18 protein-coding genes are annotated in these 16,529 nt (G+C 42.2%); 10 read left to right on the forward strand and 8 right to left on the reverse strand.

Annotated features, from left to right (window positions below; genetic code table 11):
* Positions 1-57: 57 nt before the first annotated feature.
* A complete protein-coding gene (locus tag MMU07_RS05825; RefSeq protein ID WP_241124902.1) occupies positions 58-504 on the reverse strand; it encodes a DUF2214 family protein in 447 nt (148 codons plus the stop codon).
* A gap of 215 nt (positions 505-719) precedes the next feature.
* Between MMU07_RS05825 and MMU07_RS05830 the strand changes: the two genes are divergently transcribed.
* The 3 genes from MMU07_RS05830 to MMU07_RS05840 all read left to right on the forward strand — a co-directional run bounded on the left by MMU07_RS05830 (position 720) and on the right by MMU07_RS05840 (position 4,075).
* Positions 720-1,532, forward strand: a complete 813-nt coding sequence (locus MMU07_RS05830; RefSeq protein WP_241124903.1) for an RIO1 family regulatory kinase/ATPase domain-containing protein — start codon at positions 720-722, stop codon at positions 1,530-1,532.
* 238 nt (positions 1,533-1,770) lie between these two features.
* Positions 1,771-3,477, forward strand: coding sequence for a GMC oxidoreductase (locus tag MMU07_RS05835; RefSeq protein ID WP_241124904.1), 1,707 nt, complete (start codon positions 1,771-1,773; stop codon positions 3,475-3,477).
* A 4-nt stretch (positions 3,478-3,481) separates the two neighbouring features.
* Positions 3,482-4,075 (forward strand): gluconate 2-dehydrogenase subunit 3 family protein, encoded by a 594-nt coding sequence (locus MMU07_RS05840; RefSeq protein WP_241124905.1) that lies wholly within the window; start codon positions 3,482-3,484, stop codon positions 4,073-4,075.
* 325 nt (positions 4,076-4,400) lie between these two features.
* On the opposite strand, the gene tnpA is transcribed toward MMU07_RS05840, so the two are convergent.
* The 4 genes from tnpA to MMU07_RS05860 form a co-directional block, all read right to left on the reverse strand.
* Positions 4,401-4,862, reverse strand: a complete 462-nt coding sequence (gene tnpA, locus MMU07_RS05845) for an IS200/IS605 family transposase (RefSeq protein WP_241124906.1) — start codon at positions 4,860-4,862, stop codon at positions 4,401-4,403.
* Between the two features lie 166 nt (positions 4,863-5,028).
* A complete protein-coding gene (locus MMU07_RS05850; protein ID WP_241124907.1) occupies positions 5,029-5,595 on the reverse strand; it encodes a hypothetical protein in 567 nt (188 codons plus the stop codon).
* A gap of 360 nt (positions 5,596-5,955) precedes the next feature.
* Positions 5,956-7,479 (reverse strand): P-loop NTPase family protein, encoded by a 1,524-nt coding sequence (locus MMU07_RS05855; protein ID WP_241124908.1) that lies wholly within the window; start codon positions 7,477-7,479, stop codon positions 5,956-5,958.
* A 3-nt stretch (positions 7,480-7,482) separates the two neighbouring features.
* A complete protein-coding gene (locus tag MMU07_RS05860; protein ID WP_241124909.1) occupies positions 7,483-8,583 on the reverse strand; it encodes a vWA domain-containing protein in 1,101 nt (366 codons plus the stop codon).
* A 285-nt stretch (positions 8,584-8,868) separates the two neighbouring features.
* On the opposite strand from MMU07_RS05860, the gene MMU07_RS05865 reads away from it, so the two are divergent.
* The 3 genes from MMU07_RS05865 (at position 8,869) to MMU07_RS05875 (ending at position 10,547) form a co-directional block, all read left to right on the forward strand.
* Positions 8,869-9,942 (forward strand): AI-2E family transporter, encoded by a 1,074-nt coding sequence (locus MMU07_RS05865; RefSeq protein WP_241124910.1) that lies wholly within the window; start codon positions 8,869-8,871, stop codon positions 9,940-9,942.
* 139 nt (positions 9,943-10,081) lie between these two features.
* Positions 10,082-10,288: a hypothetical protein gene (locus tag MMU07_RS05870; protein WP_241124911.1), complete on the forward strand. Its 207-nt coding sequence runs from the start codon at positions 10,082-10,084 to the stop codon at positions 10,286-10,288.
* Positions 10,275-10,547, forward strand: a complete 273-nt coding sequence (locus MMU07_RS05875; RefSeq protein ID WP_241124912.1) for an acylphosphatase — start codon at positions 10,275-10,277, stop codon at positions 10,545-10,547. The genes MMU07_RS05870 and MMU07_RS05875 overlap by 14 nt, the downstream gene beginning before the upstream one ends.
* 512 nt (positions 10,548-11,059) lie before the next feature.
* On the opposite strand, the gene MMU07_RS05880 is transcribed toward MMU07_RS05875, so the two are convergent.
* Positions 11,060-11,305, reverse strand: a complete 246-nt coding sequence (locus MMU07_RS05880; protein WP_241124913.1) for a Kazal-type serine protease inhibitor family protein — start codon at positions 11,303-11,305, stop codon at positions 11,060-11,062.
* Between the two features lie 193 nt (positions 11,306-11,498).
* On the opposite strand from MMU07_RS05880, the gene MMU07_RS05885 reads away from it, so the two are divergent.
* From MMU07_RS05885 to prmC, 4 genes are all read left to right on the forward strand, one after another.
* Positions 11,499-13,259, forward strand: coding sequence for a carbamoyltransferase family protein (locus MMU07_RS05885; protein ID WP_241124914.1), 1,761 nt, complete (start codon positions 11,499-11,501; stop codon positions 13,257-13,259).
* A gap of 67 nt (positions 13,260-13,326) precedes the next feature.
* Positions 13,327-13,611, forward strand: coding sequence for a hypothetical protein (locus MMU07_RS05890; protein ID WP_241124915.1), 285 nt, complete (start codon positions 13,327-13,329; stop codon positions 13,609-13,611).
* Entirely contained in the window at positions 13,611-13,976 is a 366-nt protein-coding gene (locus tag MMU07_RS05895; protein WP_241124916.1) for a magnesium citrate secondary transporter, read from the forward strand. Before MMU07_RS05890 ends, MMU07_RS05895 begins: the two co-directional genes overlap by 1 nt.
* Positions 13,973-14,830, forward strand: a complete 858-nt coding sequence (gene prmC, locus MMU07_RS05900; RefSeq protein ID WP_241124917.1) for a peptide chain release factor N(5)-glutamine methyltransferase — start codon at positions 13,973-13,975, stop codon at positions 14,828-14,830. Before MMU07_RS05895 ends, prmC begins: the two co-directional genes overlap by 4 nt.
* 60 nt (positions 14,831-14,890) lie before the next feature.
* Here the strand turns inward: prmC and MMU07_RS05905 are convergent, their stop codons facing one another.
* A complete protein-coding gene (locus MMU07_RS05905) occupies positions 14,891-15,505 on the reverse strand; it encodes a thiamine pyrophosphokinase (RefSeq protein ID WP_241124918.1) in 615 nt (204 codons plus the stop codon).
* Between the two features lie 69 nt (positions 15,506-15,574).
* A complete protein-coding gene (locus MMU07_RS05910) occupies positions 15,575-16,507 on the reverse strand; it encodes a hydrogen peroxide-inducible genes activator (RefSeq protein ID WP_241124919.1) in 933 nt (310 codons plus the stop codon).
* Positions 16,508-16,529: the final 22 nt, after the last annotated feature.

The following is a 16,529-nucleotide window of genomic DNA, read 5'->3' on the forward strand; positions in this document are numbered from 1 at the left end:
AGGACAAAGTTGAAGGTTTTCACAGATAATTACAACAGAATTTCTCTGCTTTTGATTTCAATCCATTATTCCAATTCCTTTTGCCATCAAACCGGCAAGGAGAGGAATGACAAATAAAAGCAACAACTCCAAACGCACCATCCAAAAAATGATATTCGGTATCTTTTTGATTTCCTCTGAGTCACCATTTTTATTTTTGATAAAGAAAACCGTCGGGTAAATCGAGAGTATCCCAATGACAATGAACAGGGTAAGCTTGGTATGAAAAAGCGGATTATTACTGTAAAACTCGGTTGGTTTTCCATAAGCACCGAGCCAAAGCGTCAGGCCCACTGCCAACAAAACCAAAACTGCCAAGCCATAAATCCCGTCAATTTTTGCTAGTCTTCCGATTTCAAAACGAGTCATGGTTTTTTTAAGCAATAAATGCTCAGAAACAAGAGCACCTACTATCGTGAAAATACTGATAAAATGGACGTAACGCAGGAGGATTTCTATGCTCATATACACTATAAATGTACCAAAATAATTCTTCTCAATCACCAATTGGGCTTGAATGCAGACAATCTTAGCAGTGGTATTGTCATAAATTCAATAGATTGAAGAAAGGACCTGTCGTTTTTTAAGCTTTAGGCTTGATTTTACAAAATATTAAAATATAAGTTTTAAATTGGGTCAATGAATTTTTTGAATAAGTGTGCTTTTTAGAATCTCGTGCAATGGAAAAAAAAGAAGACCATACTTTTTACAAACAGCCATTTACAAATGAGGAATTAGAAAAGATTATAAAGGCATTGAAATCCTCCAAAAACAGAACCCTGATCTTTAATTTGGAGAGGAAAAAGTACTTTTTAAAAAGAAAGCGTCCAATTAGGTTCCCTTTTTGGGCAGGGTTGGTTAATGGATTCTTTGAAATTTTCAGGGTGGGATTTTTAAAAGTTTCCTTAAAATATGGAGGAAACTATTCCTTCCAAAATGAAATCAATTTATTGTCCCAATTGAACCAAAACCAAATCCCGACACCAAAACTCATGTATAATGATGATCATTTTTTGGTAATGGAAGCCCTAGAAGGTAAGTCTGTAGACGATCTTATGGCTGAGAATACTGAAAAATTACCACTGTGGTCGAAAGTTTTATCTGAGATTCAAAGTTTACACCAAAAGGGCTTCTGCTTGTCCCAAGCGTTTTCCCGAAATATGGTGGCGACAAATGACGGGATCTTTTTTATCGATTTTGAAGAAAATCCATTGGATCATATAGACCTGCATCAGGCGCAAGCAAGGGATTGGATCTTCTTTTTTTTGAGCACAATATGGCGCTTTGATCATTTTGACATACTGCTTCCTCTATGGAAAAAAACCATATCTGAAGAAGACAAGGCTGTTTTCTATTACTGTAAGTTGGTGGCCAAAAAATTCACTTGGCTCCGGTTTCTTCCAGGAAGTAGGAAGATTTGGGGAAGAGATATTGTTCAATTACAAGCATTGGGAAGTTTTTTTTACCAATGGAATTCTTATGTTAAGGGTTGATTTTACTGTTGGCTAAACCTTCTCCAAAAATCAGCGGTAAGGAGAAGTCATACAACATGAAGGATACAGAGGATGCAGATTACTATTAAATTATCCCAAAATATTGCTCTGCGCAAATTTGTGCAATCTGTGGGAATCAATTATCCAAAATAGAGCCTTCCAAGTAAAATCCTGACAGCTGACTCCCTCTTTTCCATATAAATACCTATATTTTACCCTTCAAAATAACCCTATTGTAATGGCCAATTTTAATATCGATGCAAAAAAGGAGATGACCTACGATGCGATTGTCATCGGTTCGGGAATCAGCGGGGGATGGGCTGCCAAGGAACTCTGCGAAAAGGGACTAAAGACCCTGGTCCTGGAGCGTGGCAGGATCGTCGAACATGTCGTGGATTACCCCACCATGACCTTGGATCCATGGGACACCGAGCTACGTGGTTCACTCACCCCCGAGCAGCGGGACATACACCCCAAGGGCAACAGGTCTGGATTTATCGGCGAGATGAACCATCATTTCCACGCAAATGACCTCGAAAACCCCTACACAGAAGTCAAACCATTTCTTTGGATCCGTGCCCATCAGATGGGTGGAAGATCTCTTCTTTGGGGAAAACAAACCTACCGTTGGTCTGACCTGGACTTCGAAGCCAATATGAAAGATGGTCATGGGGTAGATTGGCCTATCCGATACAAAGACATCGCTCCTTGGTACACCTATGTGGAAAAATTTGCCGGTATCAGTGGGGAAGCACTTGGATTGCCACAGTTGCCGGACAGTCATTTTCTCCCCCCGATGGAGCTCAACTGTGTAGAAAAACACGTCAGAGAAAGAATTGAAAAGGAATTTTCAGGAAGAAATATGATCATCGGAAGGGTGGCCCACCTGACCGAACCGCTTAATGGACGTGGCAAATGCCAATTCCGAAACCGCTGTGACCGTGGCTGTCCCTATGGAGCTTATTTCAGCAGCAATGCGGTGACTTTACCTGCTGCAAATGCCACCGGAAACCTGACCATCAGGCCATTCTCCATTGTACAGGAACTGATCTATGACAAGGAAAAAGGAAGGGCCACCGGTGTCAGGATCATCGATTCGGAAACAAGTGAAGTCATCGAGTACAATGCCAAAATCATTTTCTGCAATGCTTCAGCACTGAGCAGCACACAGATATTGTTGAATTCTGTTTCTGACAGGTTCCCTAACGGACTCGGCAATGACAGCGGGGAATTGGGACACAACCTCATGGACCATACTTACCGGGTCGGTGCAATGGGTGTTGTCGAAGGATTTGACGACCAATACTACAAAGGCCGCCGTCCAAATGGCATCTATATCCCACGCTATGTCAACCTTGATGATAAAACCAAATCCGACAAATTTGTCAGGGGCTTTGGATTCCAAGGTGGTGGCGGAAGAGGCAATTGGGGTGCAGGAGCCAATGTCGAGGACTTTGGCGCAGACTTCAAAGACCGAATGATGAAGCCCGGACCCTGGGAATTCTTCATCACGGGTTTTGCAGAATGTCTTCCTTACCATGAAAACAAAGTCTACCTCAACAAAGACGTCCTCGATAAATGGGGGCAGCCGACATTGTCGATAGATGCGGAATGGGGTGCAAATGAACTTGCCATCAATGCCCAAATGAGGATAGATGCCAAGGAAATGCTTGACCGTGCAGGTTTGACAAATGTCACCGACTTTGACAACAAACATGAAATGGGATACGGCATCCACGAGATGGGTACTGCACGCATGGGGCGCGATCCAAAGACTTCGGTCCTCAATGGAAATAACCAAGTACATGACTGCAAAAACGTGTTTGTGACCGATGGTGCCTGCATGACTTCCTCCTCTTGCGTCAATCCTTCGCTTACCTATATGGCACTGACTGCCCGGGCGGCAAACTTTGCCGTCGACGAACTCAAAAAAAATAACCTCTAATGCCATGAACAGACGAGACGCACTTAGAAAAACAGCACTTTTGGCGGGATCAGCCGCCGCAGCGCCGACAATCCTTTCCCTGCTTCAGTCCTGCGCAAAGCAGGACAGACTGACTTGGCAACCTCTCTTTTTGAATGAAGATCAGGCGAGGTTTATCTCCTCATTTGTGGATACTATCCTGCCAAAAACCGAAACACCGGGAGCTTTGGAGGTGAAGACTGATATCTTTTTGGACTTGGTCTTTGCCAAGTCCTACAACAAAGAAGCCCAAGACAAGGTGGTGGCAGATATTGAAAAATTCAATGCGGACTGCAAGTCGACCTATGGCGATGTCTTTGCCAACCTGAGTCCGGAAGACAAAACCACCTGCCTCAAAGCAGCAGAAGCGAGTTCCCCGAAGTTTAATCCAAAAGTATGGGGAACTGCTGTCGGCACGCAGGAACCGGTAGGTTTCTACCGCTCGCTAAAGTCCATGGCCATGTGGGGATACTTCTCTTCGGAGGAAATCGGCAAAAACGTCCTCAGCTACGATCCCATGCCGGGGGAATTCCTTGGTTGCATCCCCCTCTCCGATGTGGGAAATACCTGGAGTCTATAAAAATAAAAACCGTCGAAAGGCGGTTTTTTTGTTTATTAAAAGTGGGGAGTAGCCCTGAGATTGTTCATTCATTTGTTTTTGCCTTAGGTTTTAAGATTTCAGGGCTACGCCCCTTTTGGGTCCGTTGTTGGTGTCGGTTATTACGAAGATTAGATGGCTACGCCCCCTTTTCTAACTGAAATGATTTCGATATTAAATAAATGATGAATAATTAAATGGGAAGATTAAAGAGCAGAATCTCGATTGTTTTCAAGGGCGTAGCCCTACCATCTTCGTAGCAAAATTTATGAAGGGAAAAAGGCAAGGGGCGTAGCCCTGAGATCTTTCATTCATACCATTCAAACAAATATTTATGGTCAAAATCTATTTCAAATTTCTTTAGAAGCAATAGGTACTCTTCTCGGAAAGATTGCTTTTTATGGCGTTCGGGTTGGTTCAAAACATATTTCACAACGTTATCGATATGTGATTTGGAATATGTAAAAGCCCCAAAACCATCTTGCCATGAAAATTTGGATGGTACATATTTCTTTTCATTCAGCCATTTGGATGAACCCGATTTGACTTCTTCCATCAACTTAGAGGGTGAAACTGTCGGATGCATCCCGACAAAAATATGTGTATGGTCAGGATTGGCATAAATTGCATAAGCTTTGCATTTGTGATTGGTAACAATCCCACATATCACTTTTTCTAATTCATCTCTGAAATGTTCTTTGATGAAGTTATGGCGACCTTGAACTGAAAAAACGAATTGAATATATAATTGGGTGTAGGTATTTGCCATAGTCTTATAGATTTCAGGGCTACGCCCCTCTTTGGTCCTTTGTTGTTGTTTATTACGAAGATTAGAGGGCTACGCCCCCTGATTTATCCGATTGGTTTTTCTTCTAATATGCCGATAGATATAGTGGTGCGAGAGGCGTACCGTTGCCTCACGGCTGTCTATTCGATTATGGCGCGTTTTTGATTTCATTTTTCTTTATGTCAAAATATGTCGCAAAGTCTTTAATTGGATTTCCATTTTTATCAAACCTTACGATTATTTTATCGCCAATGATTGTCAATGTATCAGGGATGAAATCATTACTATATCTTTCATCTTCAAAAATTATTTTGTTGTCAACGATATGGTAATTTCCTTTATATACATCTTCATTAAACATATCTGAAGATGCCATTTCAAATTTGCTATCTTTTCTTAAAGTCAGATGGATTGCTGACAAATCGTCCATTAAAGTGGCTTCCAAAATTTTTTTGCTCTTAAATATTTCAGAACTTACTAATTCTGATGTTGATATAATTCCTAAAACAAAAATCCCAATGATAATGCCTTTTCGATTCCTATCAGGAATAGACAAAACGAAAAACGCAAAAAAAGCAATTCCCAAAAACAGTAAAGGAATTACGGAAAAAATCCAAACCCTTTTCCAAAGGTAGTCCTGCAGAAAATAGGTCAACAAAAATAGAATCCCTGTACCTAATGCAAATAAATGATATTTTCTGTCTTTGTCTGTCATATTAATATGCACCATAACTATTGGATCAACAACACTTTCTGATATCACCCTAATCAGACGGAGATCAAAATATTGAAGATACTTCTCAGTTACCTAAACTTAATCTCTTTTAGTTAAATATCCAATCCTTCTGTCGGACTAAATGTTGATTTGGATAACTCTGCCCCATTCCAGAAGTAATAAAGGAAATCCGATCTATCTGCTGTAGGCAACTAAGGTACTCTACTATCTGCTGAGGATAGGGATTTGGTGATTCCATCAGATTTCCTACGGCTCTGCGTGAGTAATATTTTAAAAAAATAACCCCCCCGATAGGTCAGGAGGGTCATTCGCATTGATTAGCTCTGTGTATTGGAATATTTAATTGTCTTCATCAAAATCCTCGTCTTCCCCGGGACTTCCCATGTCAAACATCGAGCTGAAAAGGTCCTTGAACTGCATCCCGGTGTCGAGCATTTTTTTGCTGAGTTGGCTGTATTCTGCCAATCCATGAAGCGCAAATTCCATGAAGAATTCCTTTTCTCTTTCGGGTAATGCTTTCACCTGTTTGGTCACGATGCTTTCGAGCCCCGGAACCTGATGCAGAAGTGTCTTGTATTCTTTGTCGCTTTGCGAAGCCAATAAATCGAGGGTATTTCCTTCCCCAAACCATGACAGCGGCAGGGTGTACAGGTTATCTGTTTTCTCTTTTTTCTTTTGCTCAGGTGAAGGGAAGAAATCTGTGAATAAGGTCCGGATGGCTTTGCCTATCAGGGTGTAAGCCACGAGCCCGGCGCCCTCCTGTTCGCCTTCGTAGACCAATTCGACCTTCCCGGTGATGGCAGGAATGACGCCGATCAAGTCCGATATCCGGATCACTGTGTTCTCTTCCCCATTCATGTAAAGCCTTCTTTCCGCCGCAGAAATGAGGTTTTCATAAGCCGAGATAGTCAGACGGGCTGACACACCGCTTTTCTCATCCACATATTCACTCTTTCTCGCCTCCACGGCAATCTGCTCGATCAGGTCTTTCATCAGCATCGGCACGTGGATTTTGTCCAAAGGCTTGCCCTGCAATTTTGCCTCCTGAGCAGTAATCCTTTTGCCAATCTCGATGCTCTTGGGATAATGCGTGATGATCTGACTTTCGATCCTATCCTTGAGTGGAGTGACGATCGAACCACGGTTGGTGTAGTCTTCAGGATTGGCGGTAAACACAAACTGAATATCAAGCGGCAATCTCAATTTGAATCCACGGATTTGGATATCTCCTTCCTGAAGGATATTGAAAAGAGCCACTTGGATCCTTGCCTGAAGATCGGGGAGTTCGTTGATGACAAAGATGGAACGGTGTGAGCGCGGAACGAGTCCGTAGTGGATAACGCGCTCGTCGTTGTAAGAAAGCTTCATCGTCGCGGCTTTAATCGGATCGACATCACCGATGAGATCCGCCACCGACACGTCAGGCGTCGCAAGCTTTTCAGTGTATCTGTCATCCCTGTGCCACCATGAGATGGGCGTATGGTCGCCTTTGTGCTGTATGAGTTCTTTACTAAAAGTTGTCAGCGGAGCAAAAGGATCATCATTGAGTTCGGATCCTTCCACCACAGGAATGTACTCGTCTAACAAGTGTGTCATCTGTCTCGCAATCCTGGTTTTGGCTTGACCGCGGAGACCGAGGAGGTTGATATTGTGACGGGAAAGGATTGCCCGCTCGATGTCAGGAATGACTGTATCTTCATATCCCCAAATGCCTTCAAAGACATTTTCTTTGTTTTTGATCTTGTGGATCAGGTTTTGGCGGAGTTCTTCTTTGATGGATTTGGATTGGTATCCGGCGGCTTTGAGTTCGCCGAGGGTTTTTATTTTCAAAAGGTCTTTTCCTGCTAATTTGCTGTAATCCATGTGTTAAAATTTTTTGGTTCGGTTTCTTTTATAATCTTCAAAAATCAGGTCTCCAAGACCTTTTAGGCTACTGTAATAGGCATTTCCGTTGTTGACTTTGGTAAATTCCTTGACAAATTCCTTCAGGTAAGGATCCGAAGCAATCATAAATGTAGTGACAGGAATCTTCAGCTTGCGGCATTGTGCGGCGAGTTTCAGGGTTTCATTCAGGATTTTGCTGTCGATGCCAAAGGCATTTTTATAGTATTTGATTCCAACTTTGAGACAGGTGGGCTTGCCGTCGGTGATCATAAATATCTGTTTGTTGGGATTTTTTCTCCTCCTCAATAAGTCCATTGCCAATTCCAATCCTGCGACGGTATTGGTATGGTAGGGACCGACTTGGAGGTAGGGCAGGTCTTTGATCTCGATCTGCCAAGCGTCATTGCCAAAGACGATGATGTCGAGGGTATCTTTTGGATATCGAGTTTTGATGAGTTCGGCGAGTGCCATGGCGACTTTTTTGGCGGGCGTGATTCTGTCTTCCCCATACAAAATCATGGAATGCGAAATGTCGATCATCAGCACGGTGGAAGTCTGGGAGCGGAATTCATTCTCGACGACTTCCAAATCATCTTCGGTCAGGAGGTAATCTCCTCCAAAACCGTGGTTTACCTGCGCATTTCTGATCGAATCGGTAAGTGCAATCTGATCAAGGTTGTCCCCAAAAGTGTAAGGCCTTCGGTCAGTTCCTTTCTCTTCGCCCTGACCGGAGTGGGTGGTGCGATGTTGGCCACTTTTGCCGCGCTTGAGTTTGCCGAAGATTTCCTCCAACGCACTTTTCCGTATGGTTTGCTCGGCTTTGGAAGTGATCTTGAATTCTCCTTTTTGATTTTCCTCGGTGAGGTAGCCTTTGGTTTTGAGGTCTTCTATAAAATCACCGATGCCGTAACCGGGATTGGTCATGTTGTAGCGCTTGTCGAGGTTGGTCAACCAAGAGAGTGCCTCGGCTACATCCCCGCCGGTCATGGTCACGAGTTGGAGGAAAATATTGAGCAGGTTTTCGAAGGTGTTTTTCTCCGGATCGTTGGGCGGGATGTATTGTGTAAATCGAAATCCATTCATAGCAAAGTCATAACACAATCAAGGCAAAGCTGGTTTGGATTCGGGTAAAAATAATTGGGAGGGGGTTATTGTTTATTGGTTATTGGTTATTGGTTATTTGGTTAAAGGTAAAAAGTGAGAGGTAAAAGGTGATGATGAAAAATCAAAATAAAGGCTCAAATAGTTTTGGCCTATAAAAATTTGGCAAGTATTGCATTTTATCCAAATTTAATTTCTAAATAATGCTTTTTCATTGCTAAATGACACTTACCTTAGATTCTGAATCCCAAACACTCAGCAATTTGTATGGAAAAGAACTTACCTGAATCCAATCAAAAAATCAAGATCAACCCCGTGGTTTTTCATTCTCTTCAGTTGCTTGCCCTTGGTTTGTTGTTGGTCTGGTGTTTTTTCATTCTGGAGCCATTTATCACACCTCTGGTTTGGGCAGCGGTTTTGGCGACGACATTTTACCCCCTTCATGTCAGGCTTTCACGCAGTTTGAAGGGAAAAAATGCGCTTTCTGCCACCATCATTGCCCTCACGCTGCTTTTACTGATTATAGGACCGGGAGTGTGGTTGCTGATCGCAACTGCGGATGAGTTTAAGGAGTTGGTCCATGCCTACAGAAGCAATGACCTTCATGTGCCTCCTCCTGCCGATAAGGTAGCAGAATGGCCAATAATCGGGAAAAAGATATTTGGTCTTTGGACTGAGGCTTCTTCAAGTCTTTCGCAAACCCTGACCAATCACCAAGATGAAATCAAACCCTATTTGCTTAAGTTTTTGGATCTCTTGAAGAGCAGCGCAAAGGGATTGCTGCTGTTTTCGTTGTCCATTGGTATAAGTGGGGTGATGCTTGCCTATGCCAAGGAAGGCACGCAAATGCTCAAGACGATTTTCACCAAACTTGCCGGCAAAATGGGTGAGGATATGGCCGAAAGTGCAGAGGTGACGATTCGTAATGTGGTCAAAGGAATATTGGGAGTGGCTTTGATCCAATCCATCTTTGCCGGTGTAGGCCTAGTCGTGGCCGGGATACCCTTTGCAGGAGTTTGGATTTTGATCTGCCTGATTTTGTCTATCGTACAGATCGGTATACTTCCGGTTTCTATCGGTACTGTCCTTTATATCTGGGGGACAGCCGACAGCCTGACAGCGACTTTGTTTACTGTATGGATGCTTGTGGCAGGTTTGTTGGACAATTTTCTCAAGCCGATCTTGTTGGGTAAAGGCGCACCTGCACCGATGGCAATTGTTTTTATGGGCGCTATCGGGGGATTTATATTTTCCGGATTTATCGGACTTTTTACAGGAGCCATCATATTGACACTTGGATATAAGCTCGCCGCAGGCTGGCTTGCAGCCGAAGGTGAATAAGCCGAGTCCTACTTGTCACAGGTCTTATAGACCTATTCCATCCCTATTCCCGCAAGGGTTGTCTTTCTGATTTGGATTGGAAGCAGATGCAACAATCGGTTTTGATTTTTTGTTATCAGGCTGTAAAATAATGATAGCCATGAAAAACTACCTCTTTCCTGTTTATTTGGTGACTGCTGTATTGATCGTCTATGTGACAGCCATTCAGGTCAACCTTGCTAGCTCTTTGATTTTGTTTGTTTTTTCCTTTTCACCGGTCTTGGTTATTTGGATGGTGTATAGGGTTCTTACTGCAGATGTCGAAGTAACTTCGACTTTCGAAGAAAAGTGGTATGAAGATCAATAAGCAAGTCAAAGTCTCAGGCCGGGTTCAGGGAGTTTTCTTTCGGAAAAGTACCCAACAAAAAGCCTTGGAGCTTGGGATTAAAGGCTGGGTGAAAAATGAGTCAGATGGGTCAGTGCTGGTCGAAATGGAAGGTAATCCTTCTTCTATAATAGAAATGGAAGAATGGTTGAAACATGGACCGCCAATAGCTAAAGTTGAATCCCTCGAAACATCGGAGGGGGAAGTTTTCGGATATGCAGATTTTTTAATTGTAAGGTGAATTGCTATCCTTCACCTCGACGAAGGTCAGCGAAATGGGCGGGAGAATATTAGACAAAATTATTCCCACAGATCACGCGGATTGACGCAGAAAAATTCCAATAATCAATCCCTAAACCATTGACCTGTCAAATCCCTTCTGCGAAAGTCTGCGAAGTCTGCGGGAGAACATACTTCGCCTAAGTCAGTGTCCCCACTGACTTTTCATGCAAAACGTTCTTCAATTTTAAGTCCCGCAGATCACGCGGATCGACGCAGATAATTTCCTCCGCCTGAGTAAAGGTCTTCACTGATTTTCAATCTAAATGGTTTTTCATAATGGCAGTGAAGACACTGCCATGGGCTTCACAAAACATGTAGATGGAGGCAGTAAAAAATCCAAATGATACTTTGAATCCGAAATTCACCTCTTCGAAGATTTCCAAAATTCTACCGGTAAAAGTAAAAAAACCTTCCGGGGAACTTTATTTGGTTGTATTGGCCGTCAAGCACCCGGAAGGAAAAAAAGGATTTTCAGTTGCAGGCTCCTTGAGTGAAGGAGAGAACTCCGGAGTTTATTGCCACGCAACTATTGCCATACGTTTTGTTGTCACAGCCACAGACCGGATCGTAAAGCATAATACATGCGACATCATTTTTGATCTTGGAAGTATCTATACATCCGTCGATGATTCTCTCGGCTGGACTGACTTCCTCACATTGGAACGAGAATAGCAGTATGGCTGAAAATGTGATAATTAAAGGCAGAATCTTTTTCATAGCAAATTTATTAGAATAAACTCAAGACGTTTCTACACAAGAAAATGCGACATGTATTTAGAAATTTTTCTTTGAATATATTTAAGAATTTTTTTGTATTAAAATTAGATTTTATTTGATTTTTATTTCTAATTTTCACTCCCAATTTATTTTGTAATCCGTATATCACCCCTATACGCCCAACTTATTCTTTATGGTTATACTAGGCCTTAATTACTATTTTCATGATTCTACTGCCTGCATAGTAGTAGATGGAAAACTTGTCGCTGCTATTGAGGAAGAGCGACTTAATCGTGACAAACATACCAAACTTTTTCCTGAACTGGCCATTGCCCGTTGTTTAGAAATTGCTAATCTGAAGTACAAAGACATTGACCACGTTGCAGTATCCATCAAGCCTAGCCATAATCTAGGTAAAAAATTACTGTATGGTGTTACAAATTTCAAGACAATCCGGCATTTTGTTAGCCACGAATTTGTGCATTCCTACAGAAAACAAAAAGGATTTTGGAAATGGTATAAAGGCATATTTGGCTCAAAAAACATGGGCCCTAGGGTACATTTCATTCCCCACCATTTTAGCCATGCACCAGGTTCGTTCTTTGTTTCACCTTACGAGTCAGCAGCCCTGTTGGGTATCGACGGATCGGGTGAATGGGCAACAACCTGGCTTGGAAAAGGAGAGGGCAACAAAGTCGAAGCCTTCGGTGAAAGTTTTTTCCCTCATTCATTGGGTTCATTTTACGAAGCTGTGACACAGTTTTGTGGTTTTAAGACCAATTATGATGAAGGCAAAACTATGGGTCTCGCTCCAATGGGCAATCCTGAAGTATTCAAAAAGGAAGTTGAAAAGATTGTCTCAATTGACAAAGAGGGTAGAGTAAAGTTGGATTTGAGTTATTTCAACTTCCAAAACATGCAGTACAATCCAATGACTTTTTCGCACCTCTCTCCGAAGTTCACCCAAGTCTTTGGAACGCCAAGAAGGCCGGGTGAGGAATTCCAAAAACACCATATGGATGTGGCAGCTGCCTTTCAAAGGGTGTTGGAAGACCGGGTCTTAGAAATATGTGAGATTCTCCACCAAAAAACCAATGCCAAATATTTGGTAATTTCAGGGGGAGTTTCTCTAAACAGTGTCATGAACGGCCGGATCGTCCGTGAAAGTAAATTCAAGGATGTCTATGTCATGCCGGCAGCAGGAGATAATGGAACTGCCATCGGGGCAGCTTATTACCTTTACAATGGGATACTTGAAAATAAAAGAAATTTTGTGCACCTCAACCCTTATGTGGGTACAAGCTATTCCAATGAGGAAATTGAGAAAATCCTCAAAGGCTGTAAACTTACTTATTCCGAGCATGATGATATCTGTGAGGTTGCTGCAACTTTGCTAGAAAGTGGAAAAATAATCGGTTGGTTTCAAGGTCCCATGGAAATCGGTCCACGGGCCTTGGGAAGCAGAAGCATTCTTGCCAATCCGGCGTTTCCTGATATGAAAGCCAAAATCAATTCTGAAATCAAATACAGAGAAGCATATAGGCCATTTGCTCCTTCTGCAATCGTAGAAGCTAAGGATATGTTTTTCGACTTAGAAGTAGAGGCACCCTTTATGCTTAAAGTTTGTAATGTCCTCAAAGACAAACAAAGTGTCATCCCATCGGTCACCCACGTTGATGGAAGTGCTAGATTACAGACCGTCAGAAAAGAGCTTCATCCACGATATTATGATGTCATCAAAAAGCTTGGGGAAAAAACAGGAGTGCCTGTGGTACTGAATACAAGCTTCAATATCCAAGGTGAACCGGTAGTGGAATCGCCAAAAGATGCCATTAGGTGTTTTTATTCCACGGGACTTGATGCATTGGTGATCGGCAATTTTGTTTTATGGAAGAAAACAGTCGACTATACTGTAACCTCCTCCAAAATAGAAATGAGCGAGGCCTATAAATAACAGGTTAGTTTCATGCACAAATCCGTAGGAAAGCAATTTCCTACGGATTTGTTTTTATTTTTAGGGCATGGGAGAAAAAAAATGCCCCAATTGTAGCAAGTGGTCTTCTTGGTCCACCGATATTCATGAAACATGTGAACACTGCGGTGCATCTCTAGGTGGTAAAGACCTTGAATACCATCTCATCAGGGAAAAAGAAAACAAGGCAAACCATGAAAAGTGGATTTTCTATATCAAGGAAACAGACAGTTCCTTTGTCAGAAATTCAAAAATCGTGGGCAACTTTTTCTACACCATTTATATGGCTATCATCACTTTTTTGGTTTGGCTAATTGCTATGATGCCGGGGTAATGGCTGTTTTCAGGAATCCATTTTTCTACATTCCCTGTATTGTTTTTTGGATCAACCAATACCTGGAAAAAGTGCAGAATATTTTCATACCCTTTGTTCATGCTTATTTGGATGACTTGATGGCTATTCCTGTTGTCCTGGGAATCAGCCTTCAGGTTTTCAGATGGATCCATCCTTTGAAAGACACCTTTATATTTACCAAAACTCAAGTGGCCATGGGTTTGGTTTACTTCTCGTTTTTGTTTGAATTTGTCCTTCCAAAATGGTCGGATAGGTATACAGCAGATATTCTGGATGTGGCTTGCTATGGTGTAGGTGCGCTGATTTTTTATAGTTTTATAAATATAAGCGAAGAGAAAATATGACAACCCTTCAAGGACTTTTTCAGGATTATTCCCTTAGACTCCAAGAGCTCTATCCCAAACAGGAAGCCAAGAGCCTTGTTCTTTGGCTTTTTGAAGCATATCTGGGAAAGAAAAGAATGGATATCCTGAAGAATGAAATACTAGAGTCATTGCCCTCCGGATTGACCCTTGCCATGGAAAACCTGATGGTGGGAATGCCTATTCAGTATATCCTTGGCAAAGCTCCTTTTTACGGAAGGGAATTTGAGGTTTCACCGGCAGTGTTGATTCCGAGAAATGAGACGGAAGAACTTGTCCACCTGATTATCAAAGAAAACCCAAAACCGGGATTGAAAATCCTGGATATTGGAACCGGTTCGGGATGTATCCCGATTACGTTGGATCTGGAATTGAAAAGTTCTACAGTATACGCGCTTGATATCAGCGGGGAAGCGCTGGCTATTGCCTCTCAAAATGCCGAACAGTTGCAGTCTCGGGTAGAATTTGTTCACTTGGATATACTAACGGAAGAACTTCCTTTTCAAGATCTTGACATCATCGTCAGCAATCCCCCTTATGTCCGGTATTCCGAAAAGGCACTGATGCATACCAATGTATTGGACCACGAACCCCATTTGGCCTTGTTTGTCTATGACGAAGATCCTTTGCTTTTCTATAGGGTAATCAGCCAAAAAGCGAAAATTTCACTTAAACCCAATGGAGTGCTATATTTTGAAATCAATGAGGCGTTTGCAAAAGAGACCAAAGAACTGATGGAAGATTTGGGATTTGGGGAAGTTACAATTTTCGAAGACCTAAATGGAAAAGAAAGGATGATCAGGGGCGTGAAAGGAAAAGGTATTGATCGTCAATGAGTTTAGTAAATTTTGAAGTTTGCAGTGATCAGTTTCCTTAATTCAGCGATTGGTAAAAAATCAGGCATTCATAAATTCTCCGATCCAAAAAATTCCTTTTCCTTTGATGATGGTCGTCCCTTCTTGTACTTCGATAAAAGTAGCATGTTTGACCTGAACGATCTCATTTCCCTCAGGGGTTTGCACTTCCAATAATGTCCCTTCGGGAGCGTGAAGTTGTAGGGAAGTGTCAAGAAACCATTTTTTGAACTGTCCATTTTTGATTGGAAAATAGCGGATGGGACCATCCCATACCACGATATCCAAAAACTCCAACATCGGTTCAAGTTCAAATACCCTCAAATGGTCAAGGCCAATAATATTCACCGCGCCATGTTTGGAAGCGATCAGGTATTGAAGTCCTTCATCGAGGAATTTGCCACCTTGGACACCCAAAAACTTCACAGGATATTGCTCTTCGAGAAGGTGGTAGTGGCTTTGTTGAAAATCCATTTCTGCAAGGATCAAATCAATCTTGATACCCCAAGAAATAACGAGAGGAACTGCTTCCTGCGCAACCAAAAGCGTGGGAACCCATTCCAACAAAGGTGCAATCTGCTCAAAACTGATTCCGGCAGTATCCAAAATCAGCAAAGCCGGCTCTTGTTGTTCTTTGACAAAATGGTGTGAGGACATAGGCGATTGGAAAATTGGAAGACTGGAAAATTACAAAATTATTGTCCTTGCCGAGGAAAAAATTGCCTATTATTTAAACCGCACTACTTTTCCATGGGCTTTGGAAGTCATTTCTTGGGGAATGGCAGCGGAGATTTCATGATAGAGCAATTCTACCAATTTCTTTTTCAGAAAGCTTCGAGTCAACACAATGCTCACTTCCCTGACCGGAGTCTCGTCACTGAAGGACTTCAGCCGGGATTTTTCCTCGTCGTTTAGAGAAGCAGTAGACAACTCGGGGAGTAGCGTGATACCGGTATATTGGTTGACCATATTTTTCAGCCCTTCGAGAGAACCGCTTTCATAATGGAAATTCATCCGCTCAAATTTGGTCTGAGTACACAGATTCAGCACCTGATCTCTGAAACAATGTCCCTGCTGCAACATCCACATGTCATCTGTTTCGAGGTCTTTGATCAAAAGTTTTTCTTTGGACAGCAAAGGATGTCCTTTTGACAGGTAGGCAAAAAACTTCTCATAAAACATGGGTTTTTCCACAATGCCACTTTCATCCAAAGGCGTCGCCACTATCCCAAGGTCAAGTTCATCATTTTTCAGTTTTTTGATAATCTCTTCCGTCACCGTTTCCTCCACCTGCAGTTTGACATGGGGATATTTTTCGAGAAATGAACGTATAAATCGGTGCAAGAGGTATGGCGCTAAAGTGGGAATTATCCCCAATTTGATCACCCCACTGATGTCCCCTTTGAGTTGGGAAACAAGCTCAAATATTCCTTTACTTTCTGATACTACACGCTTTGCCTGTTCTATGATTTGGGTTCCTATTTCGGTAGGAATCACGGGCATTTTAGAACGGTCAAACAAGATTACTTCCAATTCCTTTTCCAATTTACTTACCTGTGCGCTTAGCGTAGGTTGGGTCACAAAGCAAGACTCCGCAGCATGTCCAAAATGCCTGTGCTTGTCCACTGCAATGATATATTCAAGTTGTTGGATAGTCATAAGTATTGTGAATTTGAGGTAA

Source organism: Cognataquiflexum nitidum (genome assembly GCF_022538055.1).
GTDB lineage: Bacteria > Bacteroidota > Bacteroidia > Cytophagales > Cyclobacteriaceae > Cognataquiflexum > Cognataquiflexum nitidum.